Below are 16,475 nucleotides of genomic sequence, written 5' to 3'. Positions count from 1 at the left end.
TTTTGTTGCGCTACCATTTTCGCAAACGAACATTAATGTTCATATTCGATAGAAACCAGAGGCCGCCTCGTGTCCCAGTCCAGCTCGCCATCGCCCGCCCTTGCCGAAATCTACGACGTTGCCGTGATCGGTGGCGGCATCAACGGCGTCGGTATCGCCACCGATGCGGCCGGGCGCGGCCTGTCGGTACTGCTCTGCGAAAAGGATGACCTGGCCAGCCATACGTCCTCGGCCAGCAGCAAGCTGATCCACGGTGGCCTGCGCTATCTGGAGCACTACGAGTTCCGCCTGGTGCGCGAAGCGCTGGCAGAACGCGAAGTACTGCTGGCCAAGGCGCCGCATATCGTCAAGCCGATGCGCTTCGTGCTGCCGCACCAGCCGCACCTGCGTCCGGCCTGGATGATCCGCGCCGGCCTGTTCCTGTATGACCATCTGGGCAAGCGCAAGCAGCTGGGCGCCTCGCGCAGCCTGCGCTTCGGCCCGGGCAACCCGCTCAAGCCGGCCATCACCCGCGGTTTCGAATACGCCGACTGCGCAGTGGACGACGCCCGCCTGGTGGTGCTCAACGCCATGGCCGCGCGTGAGCTGGGTGCGCACATCCTCACCCGTACCCGCTGCGTCAGCGCACGGCGCGTGGGCAAGCTGTGGAACGTGCAGCTCGAACGCGCCGACGGCAGCCAGCAGACCATCCAGGCCCGCGCCCTGGTGAACGCGGCCGGCCCGTGGGTGGCCAGGTTCATCAAGGACGACCTCAAGCTGGAGGCGCCCTACGGCATTCGCCTGATTCAGGGCAGCCACCTGATCGTGCCCCGGCTGTACGAGGGCGAGCATGCCTACATCCTGCAGAACGAAGACCAGCGCATCGTGTTCGCCATCCCGTACCTGGAGCGCTTCACCCTGATCGGCACCACCGACCGCGAGTACAGCGGCGACCCGGCCCAGGTGAGCATCACCGAGGCCGAGACCGACTACCTGCTCAAGGTTGTGAACGCGCACTTCAACCACCAGCTGGGCCGCGCCGACATCCTCAGCACCTATTCCGGTGTGCGCCCGTTGTGCAACGACGAGTCGGACAACCCCTCGGCGGTCACCCGTGACTACACCCTGGCCCTGTCGGCGTCTGCCGGCGAGGCGCCGCTGCTGTCGGTGTTCGGCGGCAAGCTGACCACCTACCGCAAGCTGGCCGAATCGGCCATGGCCGAGCTGGCGCCGTACTTCACCCAGATGACCGGTAGCTGGACCGCCACCTCCAGCCTGCCGGGCGGTGAACAGATGACCACGCCGCAGGCGCTGTGCGACGAGATTCTCGCGCGCTTCGGCTGGCTACCAGCGGATATCGCCAAGCGCTGGGCGCTGACCTACGGCAGCCGCGTATGGCGCCTGCTCGAGGGCGTCCAGGGCCCGGACGACCTGGGTGATGCGATTGGTGGCGGGTTGTTCACCCGCGAGGTGGATTACCTGTGCAGCGAGGAATGGGCGGTCAGCGCCGACGATATCCTGCTGCGGCGCACCAAGCTGGGGCTTTTCACCAGCCCGGCCGAACAACAGGCTCTGCGGGTTTACCTGCAACGGGTAGAACTGAGCCGCGGGCGTATTCAGGCGGCCTGACACCGCCAAATCGCATCGAGGGTCAAGCCCGCTCCCACAAGCTCACCAAACCAGTGGGAGCGGGCTTGACCCGCGATGAGGCCAACAAAGGACTATCTGTTCGGTTTCCCGAACGAGCCATTGGCCCTTAATCGGAAACCCGGACATCCCTCCCCCGCCATACCCCGGCAAAAAATGCCCGCCGCCGCTATTTGCATGGGGTTATGATCAAAATCAGAGTTTGGCATGAGTCATGCTCTACACTCAGTACCCGAATGCGCAACCGCTTCATTGCTGTGTTCGCTGAACGAAAGAGCCCGCCAACGGCTCAATAAGAAAAACAACGTCGAGGAAAATTTGATGCGTATCGTTCCCCATCTGTTGGGCGCCGCCATGGCGACCGCTTTGATCAGCACGCCGGCCCTTGCCGCCGAACTGACCGGCACCCTGAAGAAAATCAACGACTCGGGCACCATTACCCTGGGGCACCGCGACGCTTCCATCCCGTTCTCCTACATCGCCGACGCTTCGGGCAAACCCGTCGGTTACTCCCACGACATCCAGCTGGCTATCGTCGAGGCCCTGAAAAAGGACCTGAACAAGCCGGACCTGAAGGTCAAATACAACCTGGTCACCTCGCAGACCCGCATCCCACTGGTGCAGAACGGCACCGTTGACGTCGAGTGCGGTTCCACCACCAACAACCTCGAGCGCCAGCAACAGGTCGACTTCTCGGTCGGCATCTTCGAGATCGGTACCCGCCTGCTGTCCAAAAAGGACTCCTCCTACAAGGACTTCCCGGACCTGGCCGGCAAGAACGTGGTGACCACCGCCGGTACCACATCCGAGCGCATCCTCAAGTCGATGAACGCCGACAAGCAGATGAAGATGAACGTCATCTCCGCCAAGGACCACGGCGAGTCGTTCCAGATGCTCGAGTCCGGCCGCGCCGTCGCCTTCATGATGGACGACGCCCTGCTCGCCGGCGAAATGGCCAAGGCCAAGAAGCCGACCGACTGGGCCGTGACCGGTACCCCGCAGTCCTATGAAATCTACGGCTGCATGGTGCGCAAGGGCGATGCCCCGTTCAAGAAAGCGGTCGATGACGCCATCGTCGCCCTGTACAAGTCGGGTGAGATCAACAAGATCTACGACAAGTGGTTCAACCAGCCAATCCCGCCTAAAGGCCTGAACCTGATGTTCCCCATGAGCGACGAGCTCAAGGCGCTGATCGCCAATCCTACCGACAAAGCTGCAGACGAAAAGAAGTCCTGACCCCCAGCTAGTTAGTGTCTAACCTTTCATCCGAGGGCGCCCAGCGCCCCCGGATGCTCGAAGGTGCCCGTGAAACAACCGATCTGAGGGGAGACCCCGATGAATTACAACTGGGACTGGGGCGTTTTTTTCAAGTCCACCGGCGTTGGCAGCGAGACCTACCTGGACTGGTATATCACCGGCCTGGGCTGGACCATCCTGATCGCCGTTGCCGCCTGGATCATTGCGCTGCTGCTGGGCTCGGTGCTCGGCGTCATGCGTACCGTACCGAACCGTCTGGTGTCGGGTATCGCCACGTGCTACGTGGAACTGTTTCGCAATGTGCCGCTGCTGGTGCAGCTGTTCATCTGGTACTTCCTGGTACCCGACCTGCTGCCCGAAGGCCTGCAGGAGTGGTACAAGCAGGACCTCAACCCGACCACCTCGGCGCTGATCAGCGTGGTCATCTGCCTGGGGCTGTTCACCGCTGCACGGGTGTGCGAGCAGGTGCGCACCGGCATCCAGGCGCTGCCCCGTGGCCAGGAAGCCGCTGCCCGCGCCATGGGCTTCAGCCTGCCGCAGATCTACAACAACGTGCTGCTGCCGCAAGCCTACCGGATCATCATTCCGCCGCTTACCTCCGAATTCCTGAACGTGTTCAAGAACTCCTCGGTGGCGTCGTTGATCGGCCTGATGGAGCTGCTGGCACAGACCAAGCAGACCGCCGAGTTCTCGGCCAACCTGTTCGAGGCCTTCACCCTGGCCACGCTGATCTACTTCACCCTGAACATGGGGCTGATGCTGCTGATGCGCCTGGTCGAGAAGAAAGTCGCGGTGCCGGGCCTGATCTCCGTGGGGGGTAAATAATGGACATGGATTTCAGTGGAATCGTGCCAGCCCTGCCGGGCCTGTGGAACGGCATGAAGATGACCCTGCAGCTGATGCTCATGGGCATCATTGGCGGCATCGCGCTGGGTACCGTGCTGGCACTGATGCGGTTGTCGTCGAGCAAGCTGCTGTCGCGCCTGGCCGGCGCCTACGTGAACTACTTTCGCTCCATCCCGCTGCTGTTGGTGATCACCTGGTTCTACCTGGCGGTACCGTTCGTGCTGCGCTGGATCACCGGCGAAGACACCCCGGTGGGTGCGTTCACCTCCTGCGTCGTGGCATTCATGATGTTCGAGGCGGCGTACTTCTGCGAAATCGTGCGGGCCGGCGTGCAGTCGATCTCCAAGGGCCAGATGGCGGCTGCCCAGGCACTGGGCATGAACTACGCGCAGACCATGCGCCTGATCATCCTGCCCCAGGCATTTCGCAAGATGACCCCGCTGCTGCTGCAGCAGAGCATCATCCTGTTCCAGGACACCTCGCTGGTCTACACCGTGGGCCTGGTGGACTTCCTCAACTCGGCACGGGCCAGTGGCGACATCATCGGGCGCTCCAACGAGTTCCTGCTGTTTGCCGGCGCCGTGTACTTTGTCATCAGCTTCTCCGCTTCCTTCCTGGTCAAGCGTCTGCAGAAAAGGATAACCGTATGATTTCCATCAAGAACGTCAACAAGTGGTACGGCGATTTCCAGGTTCTGACCGACTGCAGCACCGAGGTCAAGAAAGGCGAAGTGGTGGTGGTGTGCGGGCCGTCTGGCTCGGGCAAGTCCACCCTGATCAAGTGCGTCAACGCGCTGGAACCGTTCCAGAAGGGCGACATCGTGGTCGACGGCACCTCGATCGCCGACCCCAAGACCAACCTGCCCAAGCTGCGCTCGCGGGTCGGCATGGTGTTCCAGCACTTCGAACTGTTCCCGCACCTGACCATCACCGAGAACCTGACCATCGCGCAGATCAAGGTGCTGGGCCGCAGCAAGGAAGAAGCCACCAAGAAGGGCCTGCAACTGCTTGAGCGCGTCGGCCTGTCGGCCCATGCGCACAAGCACCCCGGCCAGCTCTCCGGCGGCCAGCAGCAGCGCGTGGCCATCGCCCGCGCCCTGGCCATGGACCCGATCGTGATGCTGTTCGACGAACCCACCTCGGCCCTGGACCCGGAAATGGTCAGCGAGGTACTCGACGTGATGGTGCAACTGGCCCACGAAGGCATGACCATGATGTGCGTGACCCACGAAATGGGCTTTGCGCGCAAAGTGGCCAACCGGGTGATCTTCATGGACAAGGGCAACATCATCGAAGACTGCACCAAGGAAGAGTTCTTCGGTGACCAGAGCGTGCGCGACGAGCGTACCCAGCACTTCCTCAGCAAGATCCTGCAGCACTGATGCCGCCCGGTGCCCCTGCCCGGCCCACGCCGGGCAGAGGGCGCTGGTCGTGACAAGGCCACTGTGATGAAATGCGATCCCACGCTCTTTCGCCCAGCCAAGCCTGACCTTGCCGTGAAACCTCGCCTGATCCGCCACCTGTTCCTGCCCCCACTGGTCCTGCTGCTGATGATCGGCCTGGGTGTGATCGGCTACCTGATCAGCGAGCACAACGGCATCCGCACCCTCAGCGAGACCGGCGAGCGTCAGCTTGAACTGCATGCCCGCGCGGTCGAGAGCGAGATCAGCAAGTACACCTACCTGCCCAGCCTGCTGGAACTCGAAGACAGCGTCTCCAGCCTGCTGAACTCCACCGATGGCGACCAGCGCCAGGCGGTCAACGAATACCTCGAAGGGCTCAACCGGCGCAGCCGCAGCCGCGCCATCTATGTGCTCGACACCACCGGCCGGGTGCAGGCCACCAGCAACTGGCGCGACGTCGACAGTTACCTGGGCGAAGACCTCTCGTTCCGTGCCTATTTCCAGAATGCCGTGCGCGGCCAGCCCGGGCGCTTCTACGGCATCGGCAGCACCACCGGCGAACCTGGCTACTACCTGGCCCATGGCCTGGAAGAACACGGCAAGATCATCGGCGTGGCGGTGATCAAGGTGCGCCTGGAAGCGCTCGAAGAGCGCTGGCAGCGAGCCCGCCTGGAAGCCTTCGTCAGCGACGAGAACGGCATCATCATCCTCTCCAGCGACCCGGCGCGGCGCCTGAAGTCGGTGCGCCCGCTGACCCCGGAAATCAAGGAGCGCCTGGCGCGCAGCCTGCAGTACTACTGGTTCCCGCTCAACGAACTGCAGCCGCTGGCGCGCGAGAAGCTCGCCGACGGGGTCGAGAAGCTGACCTTTCCGGCCAATGCCGAACTGGGCGACAGCAACCGCAAGGTCACCTACCTGGCCCAGACCCGGCGCCTGAGCGACACGCCCTGGCACTTCACCCTGCTGACCCCGCTGCAGGACCTGCGCCACGAATCGATGATCCAGGGCGTGCTGGTGGCCGTGGCCTTCGCCCTGCTGGCGATCCTGCTGATAGCCTGGAACGAGCGGCGCAAGGTGATCGCCACCCGCCTGGCCGCCCGCGAGGCGCTGGAAGAAGCCAACAACCAGCTCGAACGCAAGATTGCCGAGCGCACCGCCGACCTGCGTGCCAGCAACGAACGCCTCAAGGGCCAGATCCGCGAACGCCGGCACGCCGAGCAGACCCTGCGCCATGCCCAGGACGAACTGGTGCAGGCCGGCAAGCTGGCGGCCATCGGGCAGATGTCGACCAGCATCGCCCATGAGCTGAACCAGCCGCTGGCGGCGCTGCGCACCCTGTCGGGCAACACCGTGCGCTTTCTGCAGCGCGGTGCGCTGGAAACCGCCAGCGCCAACCTGCTGACCATGAACGAACTGATCGACCGCATGGGCCGTATCACTGCCAGCCTGCGCTCGTTCGCCCGGCGCGGCGATGACCGTGGCCAGGCCTCGCTGGAAAAGGCCGTGACCGCCGCCCTGCAACTGCTCAATGCGCGCATCGAGGGCTGCCACCTGAAACTGCACCTCGAGTACGCCGACCAGCAACTGACCATCGACCAGACCCGCCTGGAGCAGATCCTGGTCAACCTGATCGGCAACGCCCTGGATGCCATGGCCGCGGTGCCGCTGCCGCAACTCTGGCTCGAAGGCGAGCTGGTGGGCGACAAGTATCGCCTGCGCGTGCGCGACAACGGTCATGGCATCGACGATGAAGCGCGCAAGCACCTGTTCGAACCGTTTTTCACCACCAAACCGGGCGAGCACGGCCTGGGCCTGGGCCTGACCCTGTCGGCCAGCCTCGCCGCTGCAGCCGGCGGTACCCTGAACGTCGAACACCCCGCCAGCGGCGGTACCGCGTTCGTGCTCAGCCTGCCGCTGGTCGATGCCCCCACTGAACCTGCCGAGTCCCTATGACCCCATCGCCCCTTACCGTCCTGATCGTCGAAGACGATCCGCATGTGTTGCTCGGGTGCCAGCAGGCGCTGGCCCTGGAAGATATCGCCTGCGAAGGCGTCGGCAGTGCCGAACAGGCACTGGAGCGCATCGGCGATGATTTCGCCGGCATCGTGGTCAGCGATATCCGCCTGCCGGGCATCGATGGCCTGGAACTGCTCAGCCGCCTCAAGGCCCGCGACAAGAGCCTGCCGGTGGTGCTGATCACCGGCCACGGCGACATCGACATGGCCGTGGGCGCCATGCGCAACGGCGCCTACGACTTCATGGAAAAGCCCTTCTCGCCGGAGCGCCTGGTGGATGTGGTGCGCCGGGCGCTGGAACAGCGCGGCCTGGCCCGCGAAGTGTTCTCGCTGCGCCGCCAGCTGGCCGAGCGCAGCACCCTGGAGGGGCGCATCATCGGCCGCTCGCCGGCCATGCAGAACCTGCGCGAGCTGATCGCCAACGTCGCCGATACCTCGGCCAACGTGCTGATCGAGGGCGAGACCGGCACGGGCAAGGAGCTGGTCGCGCGCTGCCTGCACGACTTCAGCCGGCGCCAGAGCCAGCCCTTCGTGGCGTTGAACTGCGGCGGCCTGCCGGAGAACCTGTTCGAGACCGAAATCTTCGGCCACGAGGCCAACGCCTTCACGGGTGCCGGCAAGCGCCGCATCGGCAAGATCGAGCACGCCAACGGCGGCACGCTGTTTCTCGACGAAGTCGAGAGCATGCCGCTCAACCTGCAGATCAAGCTGCTGCGCGTGTTGCAGGAGCGCACCCTGGAACGCCTGGGTTCGAACCAGAGCATTGCGGTGGATTGCCGGGTGATCGCCGCCACCAAATCGGACCTGGATGCCCTCGGCCAGACCGGCCAGTTTCGCAGCGACCTGTACTACCGCCTCAACGTGGTGACCCTGGAACTGCCGCCGCTGCGCGAGCGCCGCGAAGACATCCTGCAACTGTTCGAGCACTTCCTGCAGCAGTCGGCCCTGCGCTTCGACCGCGAGGCACCGCCGCTGGACAGCCAGACCCTGTCGCGCCTGATGGCCCATGACTGGCCGGGCAACGTGCGCGAGCTGCGCAACGTGGCCGAGCGCCACGCCCTGGGCCTGCCGGCGTTCAAGAAGGCCGGCGCCAATGTGGCGCAAAGCCTGGGCTTTGCCGAGGCGGTCGAGGCCTTCGAGCGCAACCTGCTCAGCGACGCCCTGCAGCGCACCGGCGGCAACCTCAGCCAGGCCAGCCAGGAGCTGGGCATGGCCAAGACCACCCTGTTCGACAAAGTCAAAAAATACGGCCTGGCCTGAGCGAGCGTTTCGATGGACATGATTCTCAAGGCCTGCCTGGGCGCCGTGGTGGTGCTGATCATCGCGGCCCTGGCCAAGACCCGCAATTACTACGTGGCCGGGCTGGTGCCGCTGTTTCCCACCTTTGCCCTGATTGCCCACTACATCATCGGCAAGGGCCGCTCGCTGGAGGACCTGAAGGCCACCATCGTGTTCGGCATGTGGTCGATCATCCCCTACTTCGTGTACCTGGCCGCGCTGTACGTGCTGGTCGACCGCCTGCGCCTGGAGCTGTCACTGGCGCTGGCGGCAGTGGCCTGGCTGATCGCCGCCACCGTGCTGGTCAGCGTATGGGTGCGCCTGCACTAGCGTTGGGCCAGATGGCCCAGCTCTTCGCGGTGCGCCTTCAGATAAGGCAGTACCGCCGCCAGCAGCGGGGCCTTGAACGGCTCCTGGAAGCGGTGCGCCAGGCCCGGTATCAGGCGTAGCTGGCTGCCCTGGATGTGCGCGGCCAGGTGCACGCCGTGCATCACCGGCAACAGCGGGTCGGCCGTGCCGTGCACCACCAGGGCCGGTACCCGCAGGTTGTCGAGCAGCTCGACACGGCTGGGCTCGGCAAGTATGGCCATGACCTGGCGCTGCACGCCTTCGGGGTTGAAGGCCCGGTCGTAGGCGGTGGCGGCCTGCCGCAACAGTGCCTGGCGATCATCCTGCACCTGCGGGCTGCCCAGCGCGGCCAGCAGGTCGGCCTGCTGCTCCAGGGCCACCTGGCGATTCGGCGCACCGCGCCGGGCCAACTGCCGAACCAGCGCCGGCGCAGGCGCCGGCAGCCCCTGCGCCCCCGAACTGGACATGATCAGGGTCAGGCTCTCGACCCGCTCGGGCGCCATCGCCGCCAGGTGCTGGGCAATCATTCCACCCATGCTCACCCCCAGCACATGAAAGCGCTGCGCGTGCAGCGCATCCATCAGCGCCAGGCCATCAGCGGCCATGTCGCTCAGGCTGTAGGGCGCCGCCACCGGCAGGCCGAGCCGGTAGCGCAGCGCCTCGACCGTCAGGTTGGCCTGGGCGGGGGGCTGGTTCCAGCGCGACAGGCCGACGTCGCGGTTGTCGTAGCGGATCACCCTGAAGCCCTGCTGGCACAGCGCGAGTACCACCTCGTCGGGCCAGTGGATCAACTGGCCGCCCAGGCCCATGACCAGCAGCAGGGCCGGGTCGCTGTCACGCCCGATGCTCTGATAGGCCAGGCTGACCGGCCCCGCCTCGGCGTATCGGATAGCTGAAGTGATGTCGCAGCGAGGCGCCGCGAACGAAGAAAAGGCGCTGCACAGCGCCACCAGAAACAGGATTGCCCGCATGAAAGAAACACCAGAGTGCAGTTCGCCAGTAAAGCGCGAGTCTGATGAAGTTCATGCCGGCGCGCTGCCACAGATCGGTGACCGTTTGATGACAACTGCCGGGCGGTCGACAGCATCGTCAACATGAGACAAACTCAACGAATTGTCTCATCCATCAAATTCTGTTCATGGAGCACCCTGGTGCTGGAAATTCGCCACCTCAAGACCCTGCACGCCCTGCGCGAAGCCGACAGCCTGGTGGAGGCCGCCGAGCGCCTGCACCTGACCCAGTCGGCGTTGTCCCACCAGTTCAAGGAACTCGAAGAACGCCTGGGCATGCAACTGTTCACCCGCAAGACCAAGCCGATCCGCTTCACCAGCGCCGGCCTGCGCCTGCTGCAACTGGCCGATGCCACCCTGCCGCTGCTGCGCGGCGCCGAACGGGACATTGCGCGCCTGGCCGGCGGCACTGCCGGGCGCCTGCACATGGCCATCGAGTGCCACAGCTGCTTCCAGTGGCTGATGCCCACCATCGACCAGTTCCGCGATGCCTGGCCAGAGGTGGAGCTGGACCTGGCCTCGGGCTTCGCCTTCGCCCCGCTGCCGGCCCTGGCCCGTGGCGACCTGGACCTGGTGGTGACCTCCGACCCGCTGGAGCTGACCGGTATCACCTACGTGCCGCTGTTCACCTACGAGGCGATGCTGGCGGTAGCCAACCAGCACGTACTGGCCTCCAGGCCCTACGTGGTGCCGCAGGACCTGGCCACGGAAACCCTGATCACCTACCCGGTGGAACGCGACCGCCTGGACATCTTCACGCGCTTTCTGGAGCCTGCCGACATCGAGCCCGGGCAGGTGCGCACCGCCGAGCTGACGGTGATGATGATGCAGTTGGTGGCCAGCGGACGCGGGGTGTGCGGCATGCCGCACTGGGCCCTGCACGAGTACAGCTCGCGCGGCTACGTGAAGGGCAAGCGCCTGGGTGAGAAGGGCCTGTTCGCCACGCTGTACGCCGCAGTGCGCAGCGACATGCTCGATGCACCGTACATGCGCGACTTTCTGCTGACCGCCAAGGACACCTCGTTCTCGACCCTGGATGGGGTCAGTGCAGTGCGCTGAAGGTTCAAGCGGCAAGCATCAAGCCAGTTTGCGTTGTTCCTGCACCAGGCGCAGCGCAAGGGCCGCCAGCACAAAGCCCATCACGTAGCGCTGCAACATCAGCCACAGCGGGTAGCGCGCGAACCAGGCCGACAGGCCGGCGGCGAACAGTGCGATCAGCAGGTTCACGGTGAAGCTCACGCCGATCTGGGTCAGGCCCAGGGTCAGGCTCTGCGCCAGCACCGAGCCGTGCTCGGGCGAAATGAACTGCGGCAGCACCGACAGGTAGAACACCGCCACCTTGGGGTTCAGCACGCTGGTCAGAAACCCCATCGTCACCAGCCGCGCCGGTGAATCAGGGGCCAGCTCACGGGGCTCGAACGGCGAGCGCGCACCCGGCTTGACCGCCTGCCAGGCCATCCACAGCAGGTAGCCGGCACCGGCCCAGCGCAGCAGGTCGTAACCCAGCGGCACGGCCATGAACAACGCGGTGAGGCCCACAGCTGCGGCCGTCATGTGCACCAGAAACCCGCCCACCACACCGATCAGCGACGTCACGCCGGCCATGCGGCCCTGGCAGATCGAGCGCGAGATCAGGTAGATCATGTTCGGCCCGGGGGTCAGTACCATCAGCAGCGCGGCGCCGCTGAACAGCAGCCATTCGTGCAGCGGGATCATTGTGCGGCCCGTTGCAGGTGCAGCGGCAGGATCAGGTCACGGGTCAGCGGCGCCAGTTCGAGGTGATCCACCTGGTGGGCGTCGACCCAGCAGGCTTCCTCGATTTCCGCTGCGGGTTCAAGCGTCAGGTCGGTGTGCAACTGAAACAGCTCGGCCTGCACTTCGAAACCCGGCTCGTTGGCCGCCGGTGCGCTGAACTGGCCCAGGTACTGCGCCTGCTGCGGGTCGATGCGCAGGCCCAGCTCTTCGAACAGCTCGCGGGCCAGGGCATCGACGGGTTGCTCGTGGGGTTCGATCTTGCCGCCAGGCTGCATGAAGGCCAGGGTGCCGCGCTTGCGTACCAACAGGGTACGGCCCTGAGCATCGAGCAACAGGGCAGCGGCGATACGGATGGTTTTGCTCATGGTAGGCGGCTCGTGGCGGGGAAGGCGCGCTAGGATCACATGCTGGCGCAGGGCTTTCAATCTTGCTGAGCGCTTCGCCGGCAAGGCCGGCTCCCACAGGTTCGGCGCATTCCCTGTAGGAGCCGGCCTTGCCGGCGAAGCGGCCGCAGCAGCCTGACGAAAGCCCCTTGCAACCAGGGCGCAACGGCCGCATAAACAGCTGATGAACCTGCCCGCCCGCAATCACCCGGTACTCGACGCCTTCCACCCCGCCGTCCGTGCCTGGTTCCAGCACCGTTTTGCCACGGTGACCGCCGCCCAGGCCCAGGCATGGCCGCTGATCCGCAGCGGGCAATCGCTGCTGGTGGCGGCCCCCACCGGCTCCGGCAAGACCCTCACCGCGTTTCTCGCTGTCCTCGACGAACTCTTCACCCAGGCCCTGCACGCCGGCGGCGAGCTGCCCGAACAGACGCTGGTGGTGTACGTCTCGCCGCTCAAGGCGCTGTCCAACGACATCCAGCTCAACCTGCAGGCCCCCCTGGCCGGTATCAGCGCCGAACTGGCCGCCCTCGGGCTGCCCACCCCTACCCTGCGCACCGCAGTGCGCAGCGGCGATACCCCGCAGAAGGAACGCGCGGCCATGCGCCGCCAGCCCCCGCATATCCTGGTGACCACCCCCGAGTCGCTGTACGTGCTGCTCGGCTCGACGTCCGGGCGCCAGGGCCTGGCCTCGGTGCACACGGTAATCGTCGACGAGATCCACGCCGTGGCCGGCAACAAGCGCGGCAGCCACCTGGCGTTGAGCCTGGAACGCCTGCAGGCGCTGTGCCAGCGCCCGCTGCGGCGCATCGGCCTGTCGGCCACCCAGCGTCCGATCGAGCGGGTGGCGCAGTACCTGGTGGGCGATCAGCGCCCGTGCGCCCTGGTGGATATCGGCCATGCGCGCCAGCGCGACCTGGCCATCGAGGTACCGCGCGCGCCACTGGGCGCGGTGATGGCCAACGATGTGTGGGAGCTGGTCTACGATCGCCTCGCGCAACTGGCCCGCGAGCACCGCACCACCCTGGTGTTCGTCAACACCCGGCGCCTGGCCGAGCGCCTGGCGCGCCACCTGAGCGAGCGCCTGGGGCGCGAGGCGGTGGCCGCGCACCATGGCAGCCTGGCCAAGGAATTTCGCCTCGACGCCGAGCAGCGTCTCAAGCGCGGCGAGCTGCAGGTGCTGGTGGCCACCGCCTCGCTGGAGCTGGGCATCGACATCGGCGAGGTCGACCTGGTGTGCCAGATCGGCTCGCCTGGCTCGATTGCCGCGCTGCTGCAGAGGGTTGGCCGCTCCGGACACCAGGTGGACGGCACCCCCAAGGGTCGTGTGTTCGCCACCACCCGCGACGAGCTGATCGAGTGCGTGGCCCTGCTCGACTGCGTGCGCCGTGGCGAGCTGGACGAGCTGCATATCCCCAACGCACCGCTGGACGTGCTGGCCCAGCAGATCGTCGCCGAGGTCAGTTGCCAGCCCTGGGACGAACAGGCGCTGTTTGCGTGCCTCACCCGCGCGATGCCCTACGCCAATCTCGACCAGGCACATTACCAGGCCCTGCTGCGCATGCTCGCCGAAGGCTACAGCGGGCGCCAGGGCGTACGCGGCGCGTACCTGCACCGCGATGCGGTCAGTGCCCAGTTGCGTGGACGGCGCGGCAGCCAGCTGGCCGCCCTGACCAGTGGCGGGGCGATACCGGACAACGCCGACTACCGCGTGCTGCTCGAACCCCAGGCCTTGAACATCGGCAGCGTGAACGAAGACTTCGCGGTGGAGAGCATCGCCGGCGACATCTTCCAGCTGGGCAACGCGTCGTACCGCATCCTGCGCGTGGAGGCCGGCAAGGTACGGGTGGAGGATGCCCACGGGCAACCGCCGACCATCCCCTTCTGGCTGGGCGAGGCGCCGGGGCGCAGCGACGAGCTGTCCTTCGCGGTGGCACGCCTGCAAGCCGAAATCGACCAGCGCCTGGATGCCAGCGGCGGCCAGCTGCAACCGCTGCTGACCTGGCTGCACGCCACGCTCGGGCTGAACGCGGACAGCGCCGAGCAACTGCTCGACTACCTGGCCCGCACCCGCCAGGCCCTCGGCGCCCTGCCCTCGCAGGACACGCTGATCATGGAGCGCTTTTTCGATGAGTCCGGCGGTACCCAGCTGATCATCCACTCGCCCTTCGGCAGCCGCATCAACCGCGCCTGGGGGCTGGCACTGCGCAAACGCTTCTGTCGCACCTTCAATTTCGAGTTGCAGGCGGCAGCCAGCGAGGATGCGCTGATCCTGTCGCTGTCGGCCGGCCACAGTTTTGCCCTGGAAGAGGTGTGGCGCTACATTTCCAGCGCCAGTGCCGAGCACCTGCTGACCCAGGCCGTGCTCGATGCGCCGCTGTTCGGCGTGCGCTGGCGCTGGAACGCCGGGGTGTCGCTGGCACTGCCGCGCTATGCCGGCGGGCGCAAGGTCGCCCCGCAGATCCAGCGCATGAAAAGCGAAGACCTCACCGCTGCCGTGTTCCCCGACCAGCTGGCGTGCCTGGAAAACATCGTCGGCGAGCGCGAGATTCCCGACCACCCGCTGGTGGAGCAGACCCTCGACGACTGCCTGCACGAGGCGATGGATTGCGAGGGCTGGCTGAACTTGCTGCGGCGCATCGAAGACAAGCGCATCCGCCTGATCTGCCGCGACCTGCCGGCGCCTTCGCCCCTGGCGGCGGCGATCCTGAATGCACGTCCATACGCCTTTCTCGATGACGCACCGCTGGAAGAGCGGCGCACCCAGGCCGTGCTCAACCGGCGCTGGAGCGACCCGCAAAGTGCCGACGACCTGGGCGCACTGGATCCGCAGGCGATTGCCGCAGTGCGTGCCGAGGCCTGGCCGTTGCCCGGCGGCACCGACGAAATGCACGAGGCACTGATGAGCCTGGCGGCCGTGTGCGATGCCGAGGTGCAGGCCAACCCGGGCTGGCTGGCATGGCTGCAGCAACTGGCCGCCGGCGCACGCGCCTGCCACCTGAAGCTGCCGCAGGGTGGCGGCCTGTGGCTGGCCCGCGAACGCCTGCCGTGGCTGCTGGCGCTGTACCCGCAAGCGGCGCCCACCCCATTGCCCGGGTTCGATCAGCCCATCGATGCCGACAGTGCTGCCGTGGAACTGCTGCGCGCGCGCCTGAGCGGCTTCGGCCCGCTGACCAGCAGCGAGATCGGCGCGCCGCTGTGCCTGAGCCCCTCACAGGTCGAGCAGGCCATGCTGCGCCTGGAAGCCGAGGGCTATGTGATGCGCGGGCACTTCAGCCCGGGCCACACCCCTGAACAATGGTGCGAACGCCACCTGCTGGCGCGCATCCACCGCTACACGCTCAAGCGCCTGCGCCGCGAAATCGAGCCGGTCAGCCTGCAGGACTTCATGCGCTTTCTGTTCGACTGGCAGCACCTTTCGCCCGGCACACGGCTGGAGGGCCCGGCGGCGCTGGGCGAGGCGCTGACCCAACTGGAAGGCTTCGCCGCAGCGGCCTCGGCCTGGGAAAGCGACCTGCTGCCGAGCCGGCTGCGCGACTACAGCGGGCAGTGGCTGGACGATGCCTGCCGGGCCGGCAAGTTCGTGTGGGCTCGCCTGGCCCCTTCGGGCAAGGCTGCGGCCAGTACCCTGCGCAGCACCCCTGTCGTGCTGTTGCCACGGGCGCGGCTGGGGTTGTGGCGAGCACTGGCCGCCACCGACGACGCCCCGGCACCGTCGCCCCGCGCGCAACGTGTGCTGGCCGCGCTCAGCGAGCACGGCGCACTGTTTTTCGATGAGCTGCGCGACGAGGCACGCCTGTTGCCCAGCGAGCTGGAGACAGCCCTGCAGGAACTGGTGGCGGCCGGGCAGATCAGTGCCGACAGCTTTGCCGGCCTGCGTGCACTGATCACCCCGGCCAGCAAGCGCCAGGCACGCAGCCATCGGCGTGGTCGCGGGGCATTCAGTGGCGGCATGGAGGACGCCGGGCGCTGGGCATTGCTGCGCCGCGCCGGCACGCCGGCCGAGGACGCCCTGGAACAGGTGGCCCTGACCTTGCTGCGCCGCTATGGCGTGGTGTGCTGGCGGCTGCTCGAACGCGAGGCCGACTGGCTGCCGAGCTGGCGGGACCTGCTGCGCACGTTGCACCGCCTGGAGGCGCGTGGCGAGATCCGTGGCGGTCGCTTCATCAGCGGGCTGGCCGGCGAACAGTTCGCCTTGCCCGAGGCCATCGGCGTATTGCGCGAAGTACGCAGGCGCCCGCTGGATGGCAGCCTGGTGGCGGTGAGTGCCAGCGACCCGCTGAACCTGGTGGGCACCTTGCTGCCCGGCAGCAAGGTGGCAGCGGTGAGCGGCAACCGGGTGGTGTACCGCGACGGCGTGGCGGTAGCGGCGCGGGTGGCGGGCAAGGCGCAGTACTGGGTGCAGGAGGATGCGGCGCTGCGTGAGCGAGTGGTGCGCGATGTCCATCACTGATCCCGAAGCTTTGCGGTGTGTGCAGGAGCCGGCATTGCCGGCGAAGGCCGCAACGCTGTCTTGATGGGTTCACTGGCATCCAATCCCCCATTCGATATAAGG

13 protein-coding genes are annotated in these 16,475 nt (G+C 66.3%); 10 read left to right on the top strand and 3 right to left on the bottom strand.

What is annotated here, in order from left to right:
* Positions 1–69: 69 nt before the first annotated feature.
* The 8 genes from glpD (at position 70) to DN387_RS01810 (ending at position 8,754) form a co-directional block, all read left to right on the top strand.
* Entirely contained in the window at positions 70–1,608 is a 1,539-nt protein-coding gene (gene glpD / locus DN387_RS01845) for a glycerol-3-phosphate dehydrogenase (protein ID WP_043861986.1), read from the top strand.
* A gap of 339 nt (positions 1,609–1,947) precedes the next feature.
* The gene (locus DN387_RS01840; protein ID WP_043861987.1) at positions 1,948–2,862 is read left to right on the top strand and encodes a glutamate/aspartate ABC transporter substrate-binding protein; all 915 of its coding nucleotides are present in this window, start codon (positions 1,948–1,950) and stop codon (positions 2,860–2,862) included.
* 99 nt (positions 2,863–2,961) lie between these two features.
* On the top strand, positions 2,962–3,708 hold the full coding sequence (locus DN387_RS01835) for an amino acid ABC transporter permease (protein WP_043861988.1): 747 nt from the start codon (positions 2,962–2,964) through the stop codon (positions 3,706–3,708).
* Positions 3,708–4,379, top strand: a complete 672-nt coding sequence (locus tag DN387_RS01830; RefSeq protein WP_043861989.1) for an ABC transporter permease subunit — start codon at positions 3,708–3,710, stop codon at positions 4,377–4,379. Before DN387_RS01835 ends, DN387_RS01830 begins: the two co-directional genes overlap by 1 nt.
* The gene (locus DN387_RS01825; protein ID WP_043861990.1) at positions 4,376–5,110 is read left to right on the top strand and encodes an amino acid ABC transporter ATP-binding protein; all 735 of its coding nucleotides are present in this window, start codon (positions 4,376–4,378) and stop codon (positions 5,108–5,110) included. Before DN387_RS01830 ends, DN387_RS01825 begins: the two co-directional genes overlap by 4 nt.
* Positions 5,111–5,176: 66 nt before the next feature.
* Positions 5,177–7,084, top strand: a complete 1,908-nt coding sequence (locus DN387_RS01820; protein WP_043861991.1) for an ATP-binding protein — start codon at positions 5,177–5,179, stop codon at positions 7,082–7,084.
* Positions 7,081–8,406 carry a sigma-54 dependent transcriptional regulator gene (locus tag DN387_RS01815; RefSeq protein WP_043861992.1) on the top strand — a complete coding sequence of 442 codons (1,326 nt, stop codon included), beginning with the start codon at positions 7,081–7,083 and terminating at the stop codon, positions 8,404–8,406. The genes DN387_RS01820 and DN387_RS01815 overlap by 4 nt, the downstream gene beginning before the upstream one ends.
* Positions 8,407–8,427: 21 nt before the next feature.
* Positions 8,428–8,754 (top strand): GlpM family protein, encoded by a 327-nt coding sequence (locus DN387_RS01810; protein WP_173925076.1) that lies wholly within the window; start codon positions 8,428–8,430, stop codon positions 8,752–8,754.
* On the opposite strand, the gene DN387_RS01805 is transcribed toward DN387_RS01810, so the two are convergent.
* Entirely contained in the window at positions 8,751–9,743 is a 993-nt protein-coding gene (locus tag DN387_RS01805) for an alpha/beta fold hydrolase (RefSeq protein WP_054914754.1), read from the bottom strand. The two genes, DN387_RS01810 and DN387_RS01805, sit on opposite strands and share 4 nt — an antisense overlap.
* Before the next feature lie 180 nt (positions 9,744–9,923).
* Here DN387_RS01805 and metR point away from each other — a divergent pair, with 180 nt between their 5' ends.
* Positions 9,924–10,841 carry a transcriptional regulator MetR gene (metR, locus tag DN387_RS01800; RefSeq protein ID WP_043861995.1) on the top strand — a complete coding sequence of 306 codons (918 nt, stop codon included), beginning with the start codon at positions 9,924–9,926 and terminating at the stop codon, positions 10,839–10,841.
* Between the two features lie 18 nt (positions 10,842–10,859).
* Here the strand turns inward: metR and DN387_RS01795 are convergent, their stop codons facing one another.
* Entirely contained in the window at positions 10,860–11,498 is a 639-nt protein-coding gene (locus tag DN387_RS01795) for a LysE family translocator (protein WP_054914755.1), read from the bottom strand.
* Entirely contained in the window at positions 11,495–11,902 is a 408-nt protein-coding gene (locus tag DN387_RS01790) for an NUDIX domain-containing protein (RefSeq protein WP_043861997.1), read from the bottom strand. Before DN387_RS01790 ends, DN387_RS01795 begins: the two co-directional genes overlap by 4 nt.
* A gap of 202 nt (positions 11,903–12,104) precedes the next feature.
* Here DN387_RS01790 and DN387_RS01785 point away from each other — a divergent pair, with 202 nt between their 5' ends.
* Positions 12,105–16,373: a DEAD/DEAH box helicase gene (locus DN387_RS01785; RefSeq protein WP_054914756.1), complete on the top strand. Its 4,269-nt coding sequence runs from the start codon at positions 12,105–12,107 to the stop codon at positions 16,371–16,373.
* The last annotated feature ends 102 nt before the right edge of the window (positions 16,374–16,475 follow it).

Source organism: Pseudomonas sp. FBF18, from assembly GCF_024261405.1.
GTDB classification, from domain to species: Bacteria; Pseudomonadota; Gammaproteobacteria; order Pseudomonadales; family Pseudomonadaceae; genus Aquipseudomonas; species Aquipseudomonas palmensis.
This window is presented reverse-complemented; position numbering and strand designations above follow the sequence as displayed.

What these genes read in the sequence shown, in the direction of transcription:
- DN387_RS01825 (WP_043861990.1), top strand. Translation starts at nt 4,376, where the DNA reads ATGATTTCCATCAAGAACGTCAACAAGTGGTACGGCGATTTCCAGGTT.
- DN387_RS01835 (WP_043861988.1), top strand. Translation starts at nt 2,962, where the DNA reads ATGAATTACAACTGGGACTGGGGCGTTTTTTTCAAGTCCACCGGCGTT.
- DN387_RS01820 (WP_043861991.1), top strand. Translation starts at nt 5,177, where the DNA reads ATGAAATGCGATCCCACGCTCTTTCGCCCAGCCAAGCCTGACCTTGCC.
- DN387_RS01785 (WP_054914756.1), top strand. Translation starts at nt 12,105, where the DNA reads ATGAACCTGCCCGCCCGCAATCACCCGGTACTCGACGCCTTCCACCCC.
- DN387_RS01805 (WP_054914754.1), bottom strand. Translation starts at nt 9,743, where the DNA reads ATGCGGGCAATCCTGTTTCTGGTGGCGCTGTGCAGCGCCTTTTCTTCG.
- DN387_RS01790 (WP_043861997.1), bottom strand. Translation starts at nt 11,902, where the DNA reads ATGAGCAAAACCATCCGTATCGCCGCTGCCCTGTTGCTCGATGCTCAG.
- DN387_RS01840 (WP_043861987.1), top strand. Translation starts at nt 1,948, where the DNA reads ATGCGTATCGTTCCCCATCTGTTGGGCGCCGCCATGGCGACCGCTTTG.
- DN387_RS01815 (WP_043861992.1), top strand. Translation starts at nt 7,081, where the DNA reads ATGACCCCATCGCCCCTTACCGTCCTGATCGTCGAAGACGATCCGCAT.
- DN387_RS01830 (WP_043861989.1), top strand. Translation starts at nt 3,708, where the DNA reads ATGGACATGGATTTCAGTGGAATCGTGCCAGCCCTGCCGGGCCTGTGG.
- DN387_RS01795 (WP_054914755.1), bottom strand. Translation starts at nt 11,498, where the DNA reads ATGATCCCGCTGCACGAATGGCTGCTGTTCAGCGGCGCCGCGCTGCTG.